The organism is Glycomyces niveus (assembly GCF_017592475.1).
Taxonomy (GTDB): domain Bacteria; phylum Actinomycetota; class Actinomycetes; order Mycobacteriales; family Micromonosporaceae; genus Glycomyces; species Glycomyces niveus.
Genome location: NZ_JAGFNP010000010.1, coordinates 13445 through 30399 on the forward strand (window position 1 = coordinate 13445; position 16955 = coordinate 30399).

Consider the following 16955-nt stretch of genomic DNA (forward strand, 5'->3'; position numbering starts at 1 on the left):
GAATCCTTCGCCGCCAACGGCTTCGCTTGCGGCGGGACCGCGACGCCGTCGGCGATGCGGAGCACGCGGTCGGCGAGGTGCTCGGCGACGGCCGGTTCGTGGGTGATGAGCAAGATCGTCAAGCCGCCCTTGGACTTGAGGCCCGCGAGGAGGTCGAGCACGCCTTTCCGGGTGATCGCGTCGAGCCCGGAGGTGATCTCGTCGCAGACGAGGACCTCGGGCTCGGCCGCGAGAGCACGCGCGAGCGCCGCCCGCTGAAGCTGGCCGCCGGAGAGCTTGTCACGGCGGCGGTCCGCAGTCTCGGCGGTGAGCCCGACCTCGGCGAGCAGCCGCTCAGCCTCGGCTCGGGCCGCCGCGGGTCGCAGACCGCGGAGGCGGACGGCGGTGCGCGCCACCTGGTCGAGGATGCCGCGATGCTCGTCGAAGGAGGCGCGGGCGTCCTGGAAGACGTACTGGACGCGGGCGCGTTCGGCGCGAGTGCGCCGCCTTCCGCGCACGGGCAAGGGCGCGCCGTCGAGGAGGAGTTCCCCGGCGGTCGCCTGCTGCAGCCCGGCCACGGTGCGAGCCAGGGTGGTCTTCCCGGACCCGGACGCGCCGAGCACGGCGAGGCATTCGCCCTGGCGCGCTTCGAAATCGACGCCGGGCAGAACCCGCGTGCGGCGGCTCCCGAGCGCGACCGCAAGTCCCCGGCCGACGATGCGAATCGGGGCCTCCGCATCGGCAGCCGGGGCGGGATCGGCATGTCGGGCGGCGAGAAGGCGGCGCATGTAGTCGCTGCGGAGGCCGGTGCCTACGCTCGAATCGGCGGTCTCCGGGGGCGCCGTCCCCGGAGTCGTCGCGTCGCCGCGGAACTCGACTCCATGCCCAGGCTCGTCCCCGAACTCCGGCTCGGGCTCCGGCTCGTCCCCGAACTCCGGCTCCGGCTCCGGCTCCGGCTCCGGCTCCGGCTCCGGCTCCGGCTCCGGCTCCGGCTCCGCGAGGATTTTCGCAGTCGGGCCGTGTTCGACGATGCGGCCCGCGTCGAGGACGAGCACGTCGTCGGCGACGGCTTCAACGAGTTCGAGGTCGTGGCTGAGGAGGATTACGGCGAGCCCGTTCGCGGCGGCGAGCCGCAGTTCGGCGGCGATCCGGTCCCGGTTGTCGAGGTCTTGGCCGGTAGTGGGCTCGTCGGCGACGAGGAGCTTCGCCTCGCACAGGAACGCTTGCGCAAGCACGAGCCGCTGCTGCTGACCGCCGGACAACTGGTGCGGGAAGCGCCGCAAGAAGCTCGGGTCATCAAGCCCGACCCGGCGCATCACCTCAGCGATCCGCTCGGCAGTCTCGGCCCGCGAAAGCAAGCGCCCACCAGCGCCAAGGCGCGAGCCCGCGCCCTTGTCCTCCGCGCCAACGGTATCGAAGGGATCGTGCGGGGTCGTCCCCGCGCTCGCCGACTCCCCATCCGAACCTTCGCGATTCGCGGCCTCTACCTGCGGAAATACCGGATTGTCAGACCCGTGTGGGAGTGTGGTCTTTTTCGGTTGGTCGGAGGCGGATGCGGGTGGGAAGGGGCACGCCCTACGCGACGCCGGCGGCGTCGCCGGCGCGGCCGTGCCGCCTATCCGCCCCGCCCTGGCAGCAGGCACCGTCGCGGCCGCAGGCGCCGCCCCGGCCCCGCCACCACCACGTGCATTCGCAATCTCAGTCAGGACGCCGCCGATGCGGCGGACCGGGTTGAGGACTGCCGCCGGGTGCTGAGGGAGATAGGCGCCGGAGACTTCGCCTGGGGCGCAGTGCAGGACGTCGACACCCGCGACCTCGACTGTGCCGGTCACAGCCACACCGCGTTTGACGGCGCCGAGGAGGGCCGAGCCGATCGTGGTCTTGCCGGAGCCCGAGGCGCCGACGATGGCGAGCACGCCTCCGGCGTCCACAGTGAACTCGATGTCCGAGACGAGGGTCTTCCCGGCCGCTTCGGCGCGCAGGCCGGTCACGTGCACGGTCATGCGGTGGCCTTTCGGGTGAGGAGCCGGTCGAACAGCAGGTTCAGGCCGACCGAGAGCGCGACCAGCAGCGCCGCGGGGAGCACGACGCCCCAGGGGGACAGGAAGATCCCGCCGCGGTTGAGGTCGACCATGACGGCCCAGTCGCTGGCCTCCGGCCCCGCGCCCACGCCGAGGAAGCTCGCGGCCGCGACGAGGTAGAAGGCGCCGACCAGGCGCACGCCGGCGTCGGCGGCGACCGTGGGAAGGATCGACCGGGCGATGTACCCGATCGAGGTGCGCCACCAGCTTTCGCCTTGCAGCCACATCGCTTCGACGGCGGGGCGGTGGGCGACTTCGAGGGCGGCGGCGCGCACGATGCGGGCGATGTCGGGGAGGTTGACGAGCGCCACGATGAGCACGAGCATCCAGGCCGTGGGCGGGGCGATCGAGGCGAGCAGGAGCATGAGGAGGAGTGAAGGCAGGGCGAGGAGGAGGTCGAAGGGGCGCATGAGGAGTTCGTCGAGCCAGCGGTGGCGGGTCGCGGCGGCGGCGAGGCCGATCGGGACGCCGACGAGGAACGCGAGGGCGGTCGCGGCGGCGGCGGTGACGACGATGCCCCAGCCGCCGTCGAGGATCCCGTCGAGGACGCTCGACCCGAGGTAGTCGGTGCCGGGCCAGGGCGCGGCGGGGTCGAACGGCTGGGTGCGGTCGCGTTCGGCGACCGGCAGGAACGGGCCGACGAGCGCGATCCCGAGCGGGAGGGCGAGGAGGACGGCGACCGCGATGCGGGCGAGGTGGAGGCGGGTCCTGCCGGGGTTGCGGGATTCGCGGGGCTCGGGGGTTTTGCAGCGATCCCGGGGTCGGGTGTGTCGGTGCTCGGGACCCCCCGATGTCAAGGGTCCCTGAGGGGTACGACATGCCTCGCCGGGCGAGGCGGCGGCAGTGCCTTCGCTGACCGAAGCGACGACAGCGCTTTCGCTCGCCGACCCGGCGGTGCCGCTTTCATCGGGCGGCGCCGCGGCGTCACTTGGTTCAGGGCTCATCGGGATACCTCCGCGTTCGGGGTCGCGGAGCGAACCGCGCGGGTTCGCGGTCGGCGCGCGTCAGCCGCGAAGCGGACCAGACGGGTCCGCGGTTCGCACGGGCCAGCCGCGAAGGGAACCGGACGGGTCCGCGGTCGGTGCGGGTCGGATCGCGTCGAGGGGCACCGCGGTTCTCGACGTGACGACGGCTGCCCCCGGTTCATCGGACGACCTCCATTCGCGGGGCGAGGCGGAAGGCGACCAGGTCGGCGGCGAGGTTCACAAGGACGGTGCTCGCGCCGAAGACGACCGCGATGCCTTGCACCACAGGGAGGTCTCGGGCGTTAACCGCGTCCACGAGCGCGGTGCCCAAGCCGGGGATGACGAAGACGCTTTCGACGACGATCACGCCGCCGAGCAGCCAGTCGGCGGTGCGCGCGATCTGGGCGACCGCCGGGGTGACCGCGTTCGGCAACGCGTGCGCGAAGACGACCCGCCGCTCCGAAATCCCCGCCCGGCGTGCGTGCGCGACGTACTCGGAGTCGAGCGCGTCGATCATCCCGGCGCGCACGAGCCGCGCGATCGAGCAGATCGGCCGGGCCAGCAGCACCAGCAAGGGCAGCACCAGGACCGCGGGCTCGGCCAGCAGCGACGGCACGCCCACGGCGGTGGGCGGTAGCCACGCGAGGCCGATCGCGAAGACGCTCACCAGCAGCACCGCGAGCGCGAACTCGGGCACCGAGTACAGGCCGACGGTGAACGTGGTGATGAGCCGGTCCGGCCAGCGGCCCTGCCGGCGGGCGGCGACGACGCCGAGGCCGATCGCCCAGGGCAGCAGCAGGATTAGCGTGAGCCCGGCGAGGACGAGCGTCGGCTGGACGGCGGTGGCGAGGAGGTCGGCGACGGGCCGTCCGGAGACGAGGGACGCGCCGAGGTCGCCGTTGAGGAGGCCGCCGAGCCAGCCGGCGAGCCGGGCGAGGGCGGGTTCGTCGAGGTGCATCTGCTCGCGGATCCGCTGGATGTTCGCGGGGTCGGGCTGGTCCCCGGCGAGGGCGACGGCCGCGTCGCCGGGGAGCAGCTCGACCAGTGCGAACGCGAGGACGGCCACGGCGACGACTTGCGCCGCGCCGAGGCCGATCCGCTTGGCCGCGTAAGCGAGCACTAGGCCATCCAGACCTTGTCGAAACGCGCCCAGTCGAGGGTGTTCGCGGGCGCCTGCGCGACGCCCTGCACGCCGGGCAGGGTGCCGACGATCCAGTCCGCGAAGCCCCAGATCAAGTAGCCGCCCTCGTCGTGGAGGCGCTGCTGGATCTCCTGGTAGAGCGTTTCGCGCTCGGCGTCGTCGGCGGTGGACTGGAGCTTGAGGTACAGCTCGTCGAAGTCGGCGTGGTGCCACTGGGTGAGGTTGGTGGGCGAGTCGGTGAGGAGCCGCTGCGAGATGTGGGAGGCGATGGGCATCGCGCCGGAGCGGTACGAGGCGATCTGGCCTTCGGTGAGCACGTCGGCCCAGTAGGTGTCGGCGTTGCGTTCGTTGATCTCGACCTCGACGCCGGCTTCGCGGATCTGCTCGGCGAAGATCTGGGCGGCTTCGGTGAAGCCGGAGCCGACGTCGGCGGTGTCGAGGGTGATCGAGGTGACGCCGGCGGCGGCGAGGAGCTGCGTGGCGGTCTCGAGGTCGCGTTCGCGCTGGGGGATGTCGGCGGCATAGTGCTCGAAGCCGAGGCCGTACAGGTCGTTGCCGATCTGGCCGCGCCCGGAGAGCACGGACTCGACGAGTTCGTCCCGGTCGCAGAGGAGGAACATCGCTTGGCGCACTTCGGGTTTGTCGAAGGGGGCGCGGTCGGTCTTCATGGCGAAGCCGAGCATGTTGGAGCCGGGGGACGCGATCAGGGTGACGGCGTCGTTGCCCTCGTTGGCGCGCGCGGTGGTCGCAGAGAGGTCGTGGGCGTATTCGACCTGGCCGCCGAGGAGGGCGTTGATGCGCGCGGACTCCTCGTCGGCGACGACGATCTGGAGGCGGTCGATGTTGGGCGCGCCGTCCCAGTAGTCGTCGAAGCGGGCGGCGGTGAACTCGCTGCCGGGAGTGAAGGACACGAACGTGAAGGGGCCGGAGCCGATCGGCGCGTCGAAGGTCTCGGCGCCTTCGGGGACGATGTAGGCGCCGAAGGCGGCGAGCGAGTTCGGGAATTCCGCGAGGGGGTATTTGAGGACGAACTCGACGGTCTGGTCGTCGAGCGCTTTGCTGGCGTCAAGGTCGATGGGGGCGAGGTCCTGCTTGGCTCGGAAGGTCTCGTCGGGGTTCGCGATGCGCCGGTAGCTGTAGAGGACGTCGGCGGCGCGCACGGGGCTGCCGTCGTGGAAGGTCGCTTGCCGGAGCTTGACGGTCCAGACGGTGAGGTCGGCGTCGGGCGTCCAGGATTCGGCGAGGCGGGGCACGGCGGCCATGTCGGCGCCGAGGTCGGCGAGTTTGTCGTAGACGGCTTTGGCGCGGGCGGCGTCGGCGAAGAGGTTGACGCGGTGCGGGTCGATGGTCTCGTCGGCGCCGCCGCCGGCGAAGGCGGCGCGGAGGGTGCCGCCGGTCGTCGGAGCGGTCGCGGCGGGGTCGGCGTCGCTGCTGCAGGCGGTGAGCGCGGCGCCGGAGGTGACGGCGAGGCCGGCGGCGCCGAGGACGGCGCGGCGGGACAGGTGCGGGCGGGGCGAAGGGCTGGACATCTGTTCGTTCCTTATCGGTTGCGGTGCAAGAGGTTCGCGCGGCGCTGCGCGTCGGAGGGCACTGAATCGGCGTGCGGGGCGGTCGGCAGCGGCGTATCGCCCTCTGGGGATCCGGGCGTCCCTGCGGGCTCGGTGTGCGGCACGGTTGCGGGCCGGAGGAGCGTGCCCGGGGCGGCCGCCTTCGACGGCGAGTCGCAGGGCGCGGCATCGGGGGACGCGGCGTCTGCGGTCATGCGGGCCGGGGAGTCGGTGCCGTGCGGCGCCACGCGCTTCGCCTCGGCGGCGGCCGGTTCGGCGCCCCCCGCGCCCACGGTGCGCTGCGGACCGGCCGCGGCCTCGAGCGACCGCGAACCGCGCATCGCGTTGACGGCCAAGGCGGAGCCGAACCCGAGGAGCGCGCAGCAGGCCCACGACGCCCAGGCGGCACCGTCGCCCGCGAGGTCGGCGACGAGGCCGACCGCGCTGGTGCCGATGGCCGCGACGACGCCCGAGAGGAGGTAGTAGACGCCGAAGTACGTTCCCGTGAGCCCTTGCGGCGCATAGCCGGGGATGAGTTCCATGACGAACGGCTGCGCGACCATGACCCCGATCGACAGCAGCAGCGCCGAGACGAGCACCGCCGCGAAATGCAGTCCGGGCGCGCTCGCGGGCAGCAGTATCGGCGGCACGAAGGCCGCGCCGATGAGCGCCATGCCGAGCGCGATCGCCCCCGCCCGGCTCAGGCGCCGCTGACACCATTCGGTGCTGCGCACCTGCAGCCCGAGCGTCGCCACCGTCGAAGCGCCGAACACCGCGGCGGTCGCCCACGCGGTGCCCGTCGAGTCCACGGCGGCCTTCGGCAGCAGCAGGTACAGCTGGTTCTGGAGGGCGAACAGCGCGGTCGTGGCGAGCGTGAACGCCATGAAGCCCCTGTCCCCGAACGCCTCCCGCCAGCCGCCGAGCACCGTCGTCCCGGACTTCGGCGCCCGGTGCGGCGGCAGCGACAGCATCTGCGCGACCGCCAGGCCCAGGAACACCAGCGCGGACGCCAGCGCCCCGAGCCGGAAGTCGATTACGACGAGCGCGCTGCCCACGAGCGGGCCGAGGCACATCCCGACGTTCGCGGACAAGTTGAACAGCGCGAACGCCTCAGCGCGCTTGTCGCCGGCCGCTTCGGCGACATAGGCGCGCACCGCCGGGTTGAACAGTGCCCCGGCGACGCCGCTGACGATCGTGCCCGCGATGGCCACCCCGAACGAGGGCGTGAGGGCGAACAGCCCGAACCCCAAGGCGCGCAAGAAGCATCCGGCGATGATGACGCCGCGCGGGCCGAGCCGGTCCGAAGCGGTGCCGCCGACCAGGTTGAGGCCCTGCTGGGCGAGGTTCCGCACCCCGAGCACGACCCCGATCGCGGCGAGCGACATCCCGGCCGAGGCTTCGAGGTGCACCGCGAGGTAGGGGATGACCATGTAGAAGCCGAGGTTGACGCCGAGCTGGTTCACCAGGAGAAGCCGCACGGGCAGCGGCTGGGCCGTGAAGGACCGGATGGTGCGCAAGGGACCTCGCCTGGGCGGTGGCGGCGCCGGGGAGCGCCGGGGGCAGTCGGTTTCGACAAAGATAACGGAACCCGTTTTCAATACACCGGGCGAAACCGCGGATGTGACCTGCCCCCGCCTATGCGATCATCGGCATACACGCACGTGACCTCGGAGGATGCCGGTGAAGACCCCAGGCGAAGACCAGAACCGCCGGCTCCTGCGCGCCCGCGACGCCATGGACCGCGACTTCGCCCAGCCCCTCGACGTCCCGGCGCTCGCCCGCGTCGCCCTCATGTCCCCCGCGCACTTCAGCCGCCGGTTCCGCGCCGCCTTCGGCGAGACCCCGCACCGCTACCTCCAGCGCCGCCGCATCGAACGCGCCTGCGCGATGCTCCGCGACACCACTGCCCCCGTCACCGAAATCTCGCTCGCAGTCGGCTTCGACAGCCTCGGTACCTTCAGCCGCACCTTCACCGCGATCATCGGCCGCTCCCCCACCCGGTACCGGGCCGACAGCGCCCCGATCAACGCGCCGAGCTGCTTCGTGCGGTCCTGGACCCGACCGAGCAGTTTCGGATAAGCGCACCGGGCCAAGGCCCCCCTAGGCTGGTGCCATGTTCACAGGCATCAGCATTCACACCGTGTTCGTCCTCGACCAGGAGGAGGCGATCGACTTCTACGTCGGCAAGCTCGGCTTCGAAGTCTCCTCGGACGTCGACCTCGGCTTCATGCGCTGGCTGACGGTCGCGCCGCCGAACCAGCCCGAGCGCAGCATCCTCCTCGAGGTCCCCGGCCCGCCCTCGCAGAGCGACGAGACGGCCGCGGTCATCCGCGACCTGCTCACCAAGGGCGCGCTCGGTTCGACCATCCTCACCACGGACGACTGCCGCGGCGACTACAAGCGCCTCAAGGACCTCGGCGTGGAGTTCACCGAGGAGCCGACAGAGCAGCCGTACGGCATCGACTGCGCGCTGCGCGACCCGTTCGGCAACCACATCCGCATCACCCAGCCGGGCGGCCCGGACGCCTGACGCGCGGCGCCGCCCGGGCGTCCCGCACGCTCGGGCGGCGAGGGTTCGCCCCCCGCTGCAGCGGGTATTCCCCGTGCGCATCCGTCTTGAGGAGGGGTCATGGACGAGAGCATGGAGCGGCAAGAGCGCATCGTCGTCGGCGTGGACGGGTCCGGGCCCTCGATCAAGGCCCTCGAATGGGCCATCGAGCAGGCACGCCGCACCGGCGCCAAGGTCGAGGCCGTGCAGGCCTGGGAAGTGCCGACCATGTACGGCAGCGGCATGATGGTCCTGCCCGGGGGCGAGGAGTTCGACAAGTCCGCGAGGGAGTCCCTCGAGGCGGCGGTCGACAACGCCCTCGGCGCGCAGCGGGACGTGGAGGTCGAGCACCACACCATCGGCGGCCACCCCGCCAAGTCGCTCATCGACATGGCGGAGGGCGCCGACCTGCTGGTGGTGGGCAGCCGCGGGCACGGCGGTTTCGTCGGGACCCTGATCGGGTCGGTGAGCCACTACTGCGTCAGCCACGCCAGCTGCCCGGTGGTGGTCGTCCGCGAAACGGACTGAACGGCGGGCCGGTTACTCCGTCGGGCGGTAACGGTATTCGCGCAGCAGCGAGCCGCCGCCCACCGCGCCCACGCCGAGCATCCGGCCCGTGAACCCGGTCGCCACCTCGGTCGAGAGGTAGCGGCCGTCGAGCCTGCCCAGCTCCACGAAGTCCTCGCCGTTCTTGACCGAGAGCACGATGTCGTCCGGTCCGATGGCCGTCAGGGTCTCGGCGTCCGGCTCGACCGCATCGATCCGCAGCACGAGCGGGCCTTCCGGCGCGGGCGCCGAACCGAGCAGGGCGGTGGCGCCGCTCAGCCGCGCTTCCGCGCGCACTTCACCGTTCTCGCAGGTCAGGCCGTACCAGTGGCGTTCATCGAGCCACAGGACGAAGCGGCCGGTGTCCTCGAACTCCGCTTCAGCGCTCCACCGCAGGTCGCGCACGCGGGTGCAGAGCAGCCCGGGCGAGCCGTCGCCCGGGTCGCGGAGGTTGAGGCCCTCGCCGGTGCGCTCGGCGACCGCGTCAGGCTCGCTCGACGCTGCGACCCAGCGCAGATCCCAAGCCTCCGAAGCGAAGTCGTCCACGAACGTCGTGTCGTCGGGGGTGAAGTCGTAGCGGTGCTCGTCGAACACGGGCCAGCCGTCGACCCAGTCGACGCCGGCCAGGAACGTCTCGCGGCCGAGCACGTGGAACTGCGGCGTGAATCCGCGCGGGCGCACCGCGAGGTAGACGGCCGCCCACTCGCCGGTGGCGGTCTGGACCAGGTCGGCGTGGCCGGTGTTCTGCACCGGGAGCGCCGTCGAGCGGTGCGAGAAGACCGGGTTCGAAGGGCAGGCCTCCCAAGGGCCCTCGGGGTGCTCGGCGCGCGCGAAGGTGACCGAGTGGCCGCGTTCGGTGCCGCCCTCGGCCAGCATCAGGTACCAGTGGTCGCCGACCCGGTGCATATGGGGCGCTTCGCAAGCGGCGAGTCCCGTGCCCTGCCAGACGAGGTACGGCTCGCCCTTCATCTCGCCGGTGTCCGGGTCGATCCGGGCCTGCAGGATGCCCTTGAGGTCGGAGCCGGCGACGCCGCCCGTCCAGGACAGGTAGCACTCGCCGTCGTCGCCCCAGCACAGGTCGGGGTCGATGCCGGCCGCTTCGCGCACGAACACCGGCTCGCTCCACTCCCCGGCCGGGTCCTCGGCGGAGACGATGAGCTGGCCGCGGGAGTCGTAGACGTTCGTGGTGACGTAGTAGAAGCGGCCGCCGTGGTGGCGCAGGGTCGGGCCGTAGATCCCGCCCGAGGCGGTGCCGCCGCCGGGGACGAACTGGCTGCGCCGGTCGAGGATGTTGCCGATCTGCTTCCAGTGCACGAGGTCGCGGCTGTGGAAGATCGGGGCGCCGGGGAAGTACTCGAAGCTGGAGTGGGCGAGGTAGTAGTCCTCGCCCACGCGGCAGATCGACGGGTCCGGGTGGAAGCCGGAGACGATCGGATGCTCGGCCCCGGACACGGCTTGACGGCTCACGCTGCTCCCCTTAGTCGGCACAGGGCACCAGACTAAGTTGTGTCGCCAAACTTTGTCAACCGCGCACAGCCCACCGCGCATGAGCGCCGCTCGCCTCCTGTTCGAATCCGGATTTTCGTCGGACCCCTATGGGACCCTGTCCTTTTTCACTGGTAGTGGCGAAGGTGGGACTGGGCGGGTACCCGGGGCCACCCGTATGCCCGCCCGGCGGCGGCATCACCGCACCTCACACCGCCGCGTGCTGCACACCCCACGTCCGCGCGTACCGGCCCGAGCGCTCGAGCAGCTCCTCATGCGTGCCCTGCTCGGTGATCCGCCCGTGCTCGAGCACCACGATCACGTCCGCGCGTCGGATCGTGCTGAGCCGGTGCGCCACCACCAGCGTCGTGCGCCCGCGCATCAGTGTCTCGAGCGCGCCCTGGATGTGCCGCTCCGACTCCGAGTCGAGCGCGCTCGTCGCCTCGTCCAGGAACAGGATCCGCGGATCGCGGATGAGCGCCCGCGCGATCGACAGGCGCTGGCGCTGCCCGCCCGAAAGCCGCGCGCCCCGCTCGCCGACCACGGTGTGCCACCCGTCCGCAAGGGCCTCGACGAAGTCGAGGGCGTTCGCGTCGCGCAGCGCCTGCCGCACCCGCTCGTCGTCGATCGGCCCGAGCCCGTACGTGATGTTGTCGCGCACCGAGCCCTCGAACAGGACCGAGTCCTGCGGCACCACCGAGACGTGCCGCCGCACCGACCGCATGTCCAGCGCCTCCATGTCCGCGCCGTCGAGCAGCACGGTGCCACTCTCGGGCCGGAGGAGGCCGAGCACGGTGTTCATCATCGTGGACTTGCCCGAACCGGAGGGCCCGACGAGCGCCACGGTCCTGCCCGCCGCGATCTCGAGGTCGACCGCATCGAGGGCGGGCGCGCCGCCGTCCGGGTACCGCACGGTGACGCCGCGCAGCTCGATCCGGCCCTCCACACTATCCACAGTGGGCTTGCCTTCGTTGTACTCGACGTCGGGGTCCTCGAGGACCTCCGCGATCGACCGCACCGACTCGGTGCCGCGCGCCGTGATCGGCACGAGGTTGAGCACCGAGCCGACCGCGCCGGTGAGCATCGAGAAGTAGGTGCCGAGCACCACGACCTGTCCGGCCGAGATGGGCGCCCACTCCAGCAGGGCGACCATGGCCGCGAGCAGCAGGCACCCGACCGACAAGAGCTGCATGGAGACCCAGCTCGCGGCCCCGAACTGGCTGTTGAGCACGTCGAGGCGCAGGCCGCGATGGCGCACCTCCTCGGCGACCTCCGAGACCCGCCCGGCGGCGACGTGCTCGAGCCCGTGCGCGCGGGTGATCGGCATGAGCGCGGCCATCTCGCCGACGCGCGCCGAGAACGCCTCCATCTCGCGCCGGAACTCCTGGTTGCGCTCCTGCGTGCGGCGGCGCAGGAACCACCAGACGCCGACACCGCACGGCAGCGAGAGCGCGAAGACCGGCAGGAACTGCGGCACCGTCAGCGCGGTCATGGTGATCGCGCCGGCGAAGACGAACACCGCGGAGAGGAACGGCCCGCCCGACTGGGCGAACATCATCTCCACGTTCTCGACGTCGCGCACGACCTTGCTCTGGATGATCGAGGCGTTCGAGCGGGAGTGGAACCCGATGGACAGGAGCTGGAGCCGCGCGGCGAGCGCGTTGCGGAAGTCGGCGCCGAGGGAGCGGATCGCGCCCATGTAGAGGCGCACGAACCACACGTGGGTGACGAGGTTCTGGAGGACGAGCACGCCCGCGCCGACGGCGAGCCAGCCGAGCGTGGAGAGCGGGCCGCCGTCGACGACGATGTCCACGGCCAGACCGGTGATGACCGGCATGAGCCAGAGGGGGCTGTCTTTGACGGCGAAGAAGAGGGTGGCGGCGATGAGGCGGCCCCGCTTGGGGCGCAGCGTCCGCGCGACCGAGGCGAGCGGACGTTTCCCGTCGAGGGTGATGGATTCCATTGCGGCAATGGCCCCATGTTCTATTCGTGGGTTCGGCTTGGGCGGCAACGGGTCCGAGATGGGGTCGGGAGACCGCCGCCGCGCGGTGCCCCGCGACGCACCGTAGCCGCGTGGAGTCACCGCCCTCGACCATAACCCCGGCCCCCGGAATCCGCCTCCGCTTTACCGGTACGTCACAGGCCGCCGCCCGAAGACGGCGGCCTGTCCCCTTCTGCCCAGGTCACGGGCGGTATAGGCGTTACGCGTAGGCGATCTCGGCGCGGCGCAGGCGGGCCTGCTTCGGCATGTTCCAGCCGACGATCGCGCTCACGCGGCCGTTCTCGGTGCAGCGCAGCACGAACCGGCCGTCGGCCGGGTCCCCTTCGACCACTTCGGTGTCGGCGTGCGGACCCGGTAGGCCGTACACCTGGATCTTCACGTCGAACTGGTCGGTCCAGAAGTACGGAACCGGCTCGTACGCGCCGGCCGCGCCGAGGATGCCGGCGGCGACGGCTCCGGCCTGCTCGGTGGCGTTCGTGCGGTTCTCGAGCCGCAGCGAGCGCCCGAGCCCGCGGTGATGCCAGCGCGCCACGTCCCCGACGGCCCAGATGCCTTCGGCGGCACGGCAGTGCGCGTCGCAGACGACGCCGTCCTCGACCCGGAGCCCGGACCCGGCGAGCCATTCGGTGGCCGGCATGGACCCGATCGAGACGACGACCGCGTCGGCCGGGAGCACTTCCCCGGTGGCGAGGCGGACCCCGCTGACGCTGCCGCCCGTTTCGACCAGGCCGTCGACGCCGACGCCGGGGCGCAGGTCGACGCCGCGTTCGGCGTGGAGCGCGGCGAGCGCTTTGGCGGTGTCGGCGCCGATCTGTTGCTCCATGGGCGCGGCCTGCGGGCCGACGAGCGTCACCGATCCGCAGCGTTTCGTTGCGGTGGCGGCGATCTCGGTGCCGAGGACGCCGTCGCCGACGACCACGAGGCGGCGAGAAGCGGTCAGTTCGGCCTGCAGTGCGAGCGCGTCTTCCATGGTGCGCAGCAGGTGCACGCCAGAGAGCCCGGCGGTGCCGGGGAGGGCGCGCGGCCGCACGCCGGTGGCGATGACGATCGCGTCGGCGGCGAGCTCGCGTTCACGGTCGGTCTTGACCTGGCGCTTCGCGGCGTCGAGGCTGACGGCGGCTTCGCCGAGCACGAGGTCGATGTCCAGTTCGGACAATGTCGTCTCGGATCGGAGCCTGGCCCGTTCGGGCACCCAGTCGCCGCTGAGGACCTGCTTGGAGAGCGGCGGCCGGTCGTACGGCAGGTGCGCCTCAGCGCCGAGGAGCGTGAGCCGGCCTTCGAAACCCTTGCGGCGCAGCGCCTCAGCCGTGGCGAGGCCCGCGGCCGACGCGCCGACGACGAGCACGCTCGCCGGCGCGTTCACGGCGTCTCGCTGAGCTCGATCGCGAGGGCCGGGCAGACGCCGGCGGCCTCGCGGACGGCGTCGAGCTGCTCGTCGCCGGGCGAGGGGTCGAGGAGGACGACGATGCCGTCCTCGTCGCGCTGGTCGAAGACGTCGGGTGCGGCCATGACGCAGGATCCTGCGCCGCAGCATTTGTCTTCGTAGACGGTGATCTTTATGGTGTGCTCCCTGGTGTTCCCGGGCCGCCGGCGGCGGCGTGGTGGGGGGCCTGCAGCAGGCCGACGATGGCGTCGACGAGCGCGTCCCCGGCTTCGCGCCAGGAGGAGCCGTAGACAGGCTCGCCCTTGGCGATCGCCGCCTCGCGGGCGGCGGGGGTGAGCACCATGAGCATCTGCACCATCTGGAACCGTTGCGCCGCCACCGCTTCGGGCAGGTCCGGCAGGTACCGGCTGATGCCTTCGACGGTGAGGTCGAGCGATTCGGCCCGCAGCGCTTCCTCTTCGAGGATGGCGCGCAGCCGGGGGTCGAACTGGACCTGGGCGGCGAAGCGCGCGAACCACGAGGGCCGACCGAGCGAGTCGTAGTGCTCGGTGACCGGCACGACCAGGCATGCGACCCAGTCGCGGAGGTCCTCGGAGTCCTTGATGGCGGCGTACATGCGGGCGCGCAGCGGCTCCATCGCCGTCACATGGCGGCGGACGATCTCGCGGATGAGGTCGGCCTTCGCGCCGAAGTGGTAGCCGACGGCGGCGTTGTTGCCCTGGCCGGCGGCTTCGCTGATCTGGCGGTTGGAGACGGCCTGAACGCCCTGCTCGGCGAACAGGCGCTCGGCGGCGGTGACGATGGCGTCGCGGGTGGCCGCGGCGCGTTCGGTGCGCTTGGTGCTCGTCGTGTTCATGTCACCATCTAACCGGGACGGCGACCAATCCCCCCACGAGCAGGCCCTCGACCTTCTCGAGGTCGCTCTCGGGGACGGCGAGCTCCAGGGTGGGGAGCTTGCGCAGCAGCACTTCGAGGGTGACTTGGAGTTCGGTGCGGGCGAGCGCCTGCCCGAGGCAGGAGTGGAGGCCGGCGCCGAAGGCCAAGTGCGGGTTGGGGGTGCGGGCGAGGTCCATCTCGGCGGCGTTGTCGAAGACGGCCTCGTCGCGGTTGGCGGCGGCCATGGAGCAGACCACGGTGGTCCCGGGCGCGATCGTCTCACCTGCGATCGCGATCTCCTGGTCGACGTAGCGGATCATGCCGAACCCGGCGTTGACGTCGAGGCGCAGCGCCTCTTCGACGGCGGGCCGCACGAGGGTCGGGTCGGCGAGCAGCGCCTCCCAGCGGCTGCGGTCGGCGAGCAGCATGGCGGTCATCTTGCCGATCATGTTGGCGGTGGTCTCGTGCCCGGCGACGAGGAGGCCCTGGCCGGTGGCGATGAGCGCGGCGTCGGGGAAGGGGAACTCGGGGTCGTTGGCGAGCTCCGAGAGGAGGTCGTCGCCGGGGTGCTCGCGCTTGGCGGCGACGTGGGCGGCGAGGTAGGCGGTGAACTCCGCTTGGGAGGCGCGCATCTCGTCGGCGGTGTACCGGTCGAGGTTGAGCATGGTGTCCGACCAGTACGAGAACTTGTCGCGGTCGGATTCGGGGACGCCGAGGATCTCGCAGATCACCCAGACCGGGAGCGGGAAGCCGAGGTCGGCCTTGAGGTCGGCGGGCGCGCCCTTGGCGGTCATCTCATTGACGAGTCGCTCGGCGGTCTCGGCGATGCGGGGGCGCAGGCGCGCCATCTGCTTGGCGGTGAACCACTTGTTGAGCTGGCGGCGCCACACGAGGTGGCCTTCGCCCGAGCCGGGCAGGACGGCGGCCATCTCGGAGTTGGTGAGCGCGTCGTACTCGCCCGCGGAGATGCGGGCGGCGTCTTCGCCGGTGCCGCTGCGCTCGAAGCGGGGGTCGGCGAGCAGGGCCTTGACGTCGTCGTAGCGGGTGAGCAGGCGGGCGGCGTCGCCGCTGGGGAAGGTCACGTGGGCGACGGGGCACTTGCCGCGCAGCTCGGCCCATGCGGCGGGCGGCTCCAGGGTGTGCTCGTTGGGAAGCGGGTATTTCAGCACTTCTGCGTGCTCTTGAACCATTGCGATGCCTCCTCGGCTTCGGCGACGATTTCGCCCTATTCAAGCGCGGCATCTCTCGTAAGTCAAGCACCTGACTTAAAATAGAGCGCACGGGAGTTCCTTTGACGTGGGTCACATCGGTTGACAGATATACCCCCTGGGGGTAAGAATACGGGCTATGGAGATACCCTAAGGGGGTATCATCGGAGCGGGAGGAACGCTATGAACACCGGAACACGCCTCGGCCTCTACGGCGGCGGTCTCGCGGTGCTGTTCGCAGCCGCATTCGGGACGGCCGCCGCGGTCGTCCCCGACGACGCCGCCGACGACTGGAACGAGCAGGCCGGCCACGACGGCGGCCACGGCGAGACCGAAGACGAAGGCCACGGAGGGCACGGCGGCGCCCAGCCCGTGCGCGGCCTCGCGATCGAGCAGGACGGCTACATCCTCGGCGAGATCGCCGCCCCGGCCGCGACCGGCACTCCCGGCGAACTCGCCTTCCAGATCAGCGACCCCGCGGGCGCGCCCCTCACCGAGTACACCGAGTCCCACGAGAAGGACCTGCACCTCATCGTGGTCCGCACCGACGGCACCCACTTCCGCCACGTGCACCCCGAACTCGCCGCCGACGGCACCTGGTCCCTCCCCTGGACCTGGGACGCCGCGGGCACCTACCGCGTCTACGCCGACTTCGTCCCCGGCGCCGCCGCCGACCTCGACGTGACCCTCACCCGCACCATCGAGGTCGCGGGCGACTTCGGCCCCGAGATCCCGGTCGAGCCGAGGCTGACGACCGAGGTCGACGGGTACACCGTGACCCTGAACGGCGACATCACCGCGGGCGCCTCCGCCGAGGTCACGGCCGAAGTGACACGCGACGGCGAGCCGGTGACCGCCATCGAGCCGTACCTGGGCGCGTTCGGTCACCTTGTGGCCCTTCGCGAAGGCGACCTCGCCTACCTCCACGTCCACCCCGAGGGCGAGGAACCGCAGGCGGGCGACCTGAGCGGCCCCACCGTCGCGTTCGCCACCGAGGTGCCCACCGCGGGTCGGTACTACCTGTACTTCGACTTCCAGGTCGAAGGCCGAGTCCACAGCGCCGCCTTCGTAGTGGACACCGCCGGCGAGACTCCGGACGCCGTCCCGACGGAACCCGCCGAGGACGATGCAGCCCCCACCGAACCCGAATCCACCCACGAAGACGACGGCCACGGCCACTGAGCCCCCGACCG

14 protein-coding genes and 1 pseudogene are annotated in these 16955 nt (G+C 71.7%); 4 read left to right on the forward strand and 11 right to left on the reverse strand.

The annotated features are described in order from the left end of the window. Positions 1 to 248: 248 nt before the first annotated feature. From J5V16_RS25795 to J5V16_RS16930, 5 genes and pseudogenes are all read right to left on the reverse strand, one after another. Positions 249 to 1982, reverse strand: a pseudogene (locus tag J5V16_RS25795) (ATP-binding cassette domain-containing protein); the annotation flags it as partial. Next, a complete protein-coding gene (locus J5V16_RS16915) occupies positions 1979 to 2857 on the reverse strand; it encodes an ABC transporter permease (protein WP_243901359.1) in 879 nt (292 codons plus the stop codon). The pseudogene J5V16_RS25795 and the gene J5V16_RS16915, both read right to left, overlap by 4 nt. A 346-nt stretch (positions 2858 to 3203) precedes the next feature. Then, positions 3204 to 4145 carry an ABC transporter permease gene (locus tag J5V16_RS16920; protein WP_208497696.1) on the reverse strand — a complete coding sequence of 314 codons (942 nt, stop codon included), beginning with the start codon at positions 4143 to 4145 and terminating at the stop codon, positions 3204 to 3206. Continuing rightward, the gene (locus J5V16_RS16925; RefSeq protein ID WP_208497697.1) at positions 4145 to 5695 is read right to left on the reverse strand and encodes an ABC transporter substrate-binding protein; all 1551 of its coding nucleotides are present in this window, start codon (positions 5693 to 5695) and stop codon (positions 4145 to 4147) included. The genes J5V16_RS16920 and J5V16_RS16925 overlap by 1 nt, the downstream gene beginning before the upstream one ends. Before the next feature lie 11 nt (positions 5696 to 5706). Further along, a complete protein-coding gene (locus tag J5V16_RS16930) occupies positions 5707 to 7230 on the reverse strand; it encodes an MDR family MFS transporter (protein WP_208497698.1) in 1524 nt (507 codons plus the stop codon). Positions 7231 to 7393: 163 nt separating this feature from the next. Here J5V16_RS16930 and J5V16_RS16935 point away from each other — a divergent pair, with 163 nt between their 5' ends. The 3 genes from J5V16_RS16935 (at position 7394) to J5V16_RS16945 (ending at position 8789) form a co-directional block, all read left to right on the forward strand. After that, the gene (locus J5V16_RS16935) at positions 7394 to 7792 is read left to right on the forward strand and encodes an AraC family transcriptional regulator (protein WP_307792996.1); all 399 of its coding nucleotides are present in this window, start codon (positions 7394 to 7396) and stop codon (positions 7790 to 7792) included. Positions 7793 to 7826: 34 nt separating this feature from the next. Continuing rightward, positions 7827 to 8243 carry a VOC family protein gene (locus J5V16_RS16940; protein WP_208497700.1) on the forward strand — a complete coding sequence of 139 codons (417 nt, stop codon included), beginning with the start codon at positions 7827 to 7829 and terminating at the stop codon, positions 8241 to 8243. A 99-nt stretch (positions 8244 to 8342) separates the two neighbouring features. Beyond that, on the forward strand, positions 8343 to 8789 hold the full coding sequence (locus tag J5V16_RS16945) for a universal stress protein (protein WP_243901360.1): 447 nt from the start codon (positions 8343 to 8345) through the stop codon (positions 8787 to 8789). A 12-nt stretch (positions 8790 to 8801) separates the two neighbouring features. On the opposite strand, the gene J5V16_RS16950 is transcribed toward J5V16_RS16945, so the two are convergent. The 6 genes from J5V16_RS16950 to J5V16_RS16975 form a co-directional block, all read right to left on the reverse strand. After that, positions 8802 to 10274, reverse strand: coding sequence for a glycoside hydrolase family 43 protein (locus J5V16_RS16950; protein WP_208497701.1), 1473 nt, complete (start codon positions 10272 to 10274; stop codon positions 8802 to 8804). Between the two features lie 226 nt (positions 10275 to 10500). Next, positions 10501 to 12255 (reverse strand): ABC transporter ATP-binding protein, encoded by a 1755-nt coding sequence (locus J5V16_RS16955; RefSeq protein WP_208497702.1) that lies wholly within the window; start codon positions 12253 to 12255, stop codon positions 10501 to 10503. Positions 12256 to 12493: 238 nt separating this feature from the next. Beyond that, positions 12494 to 13657 (reverse strand): NAD(P)/FAD-dependent oxidoreductase, encoded by a 1164-nt coding sequence (locus J5V16_RS16960; protein ID WP_208497703.1) that lies wholly within the window; start codon positions 13655 to 13657, stop codon positions 12494 to 12496. Then, positions 13654 to 13854 (reverse strand): ferredoxin, encoded by a 201-nt coding sequence (locus J5V16_RS25115; protein ID WP_208497989.1) that lies wholly within the window; start codon positions 13852 to 13854, stop codon positions 13654 to 13656. The genes J5V16_RS16960 and J5V16_RS25115 overlap by 4 nt, the downstream gene beginning before the upstream one ends. Then, entirely contained in the window at positions 13851 to 14534 is a 684-nt protein-coding gene (locus J5V16_RS16970) for a TetR/AcrR family transcriptional regulator (RefSeq protein ID WP_208497704.1), read from the reverse strand. Before J5V16_RS16970 ends, J5V16_RS25115 begins: the two co-directional genes overlap by 4 nt. Before the next feature lies 1 nt (position 14535). Continuing rightward, on the reverse strand, positions 14536 to 15744 hold the full coding sequence (locus J5V16_RS16975; protein WP_208497705.1) for a cytochrome P450: 1209 nt from the start codon (positions 15742 to 15744) through the stop codon (positions 14536 to 14538). 201 nt (positions 15745 to 15945) lie between these two features. Between J5V16_RS16975 and J5V16_RS16980 the strand changes: the two genes are divergently transcribed. Further along, complete coding sequence (locus J5V16_RS16980; protein ID WP_208497706.1) at positions 15946 to 16944, forward strand: hypothetical protein; 999 nt, start codon at positions 15946 to 15948, stop codon at positions 16942 to 16944. Positions 16945 to 16955: the final 11 nt, after the last annotated feature.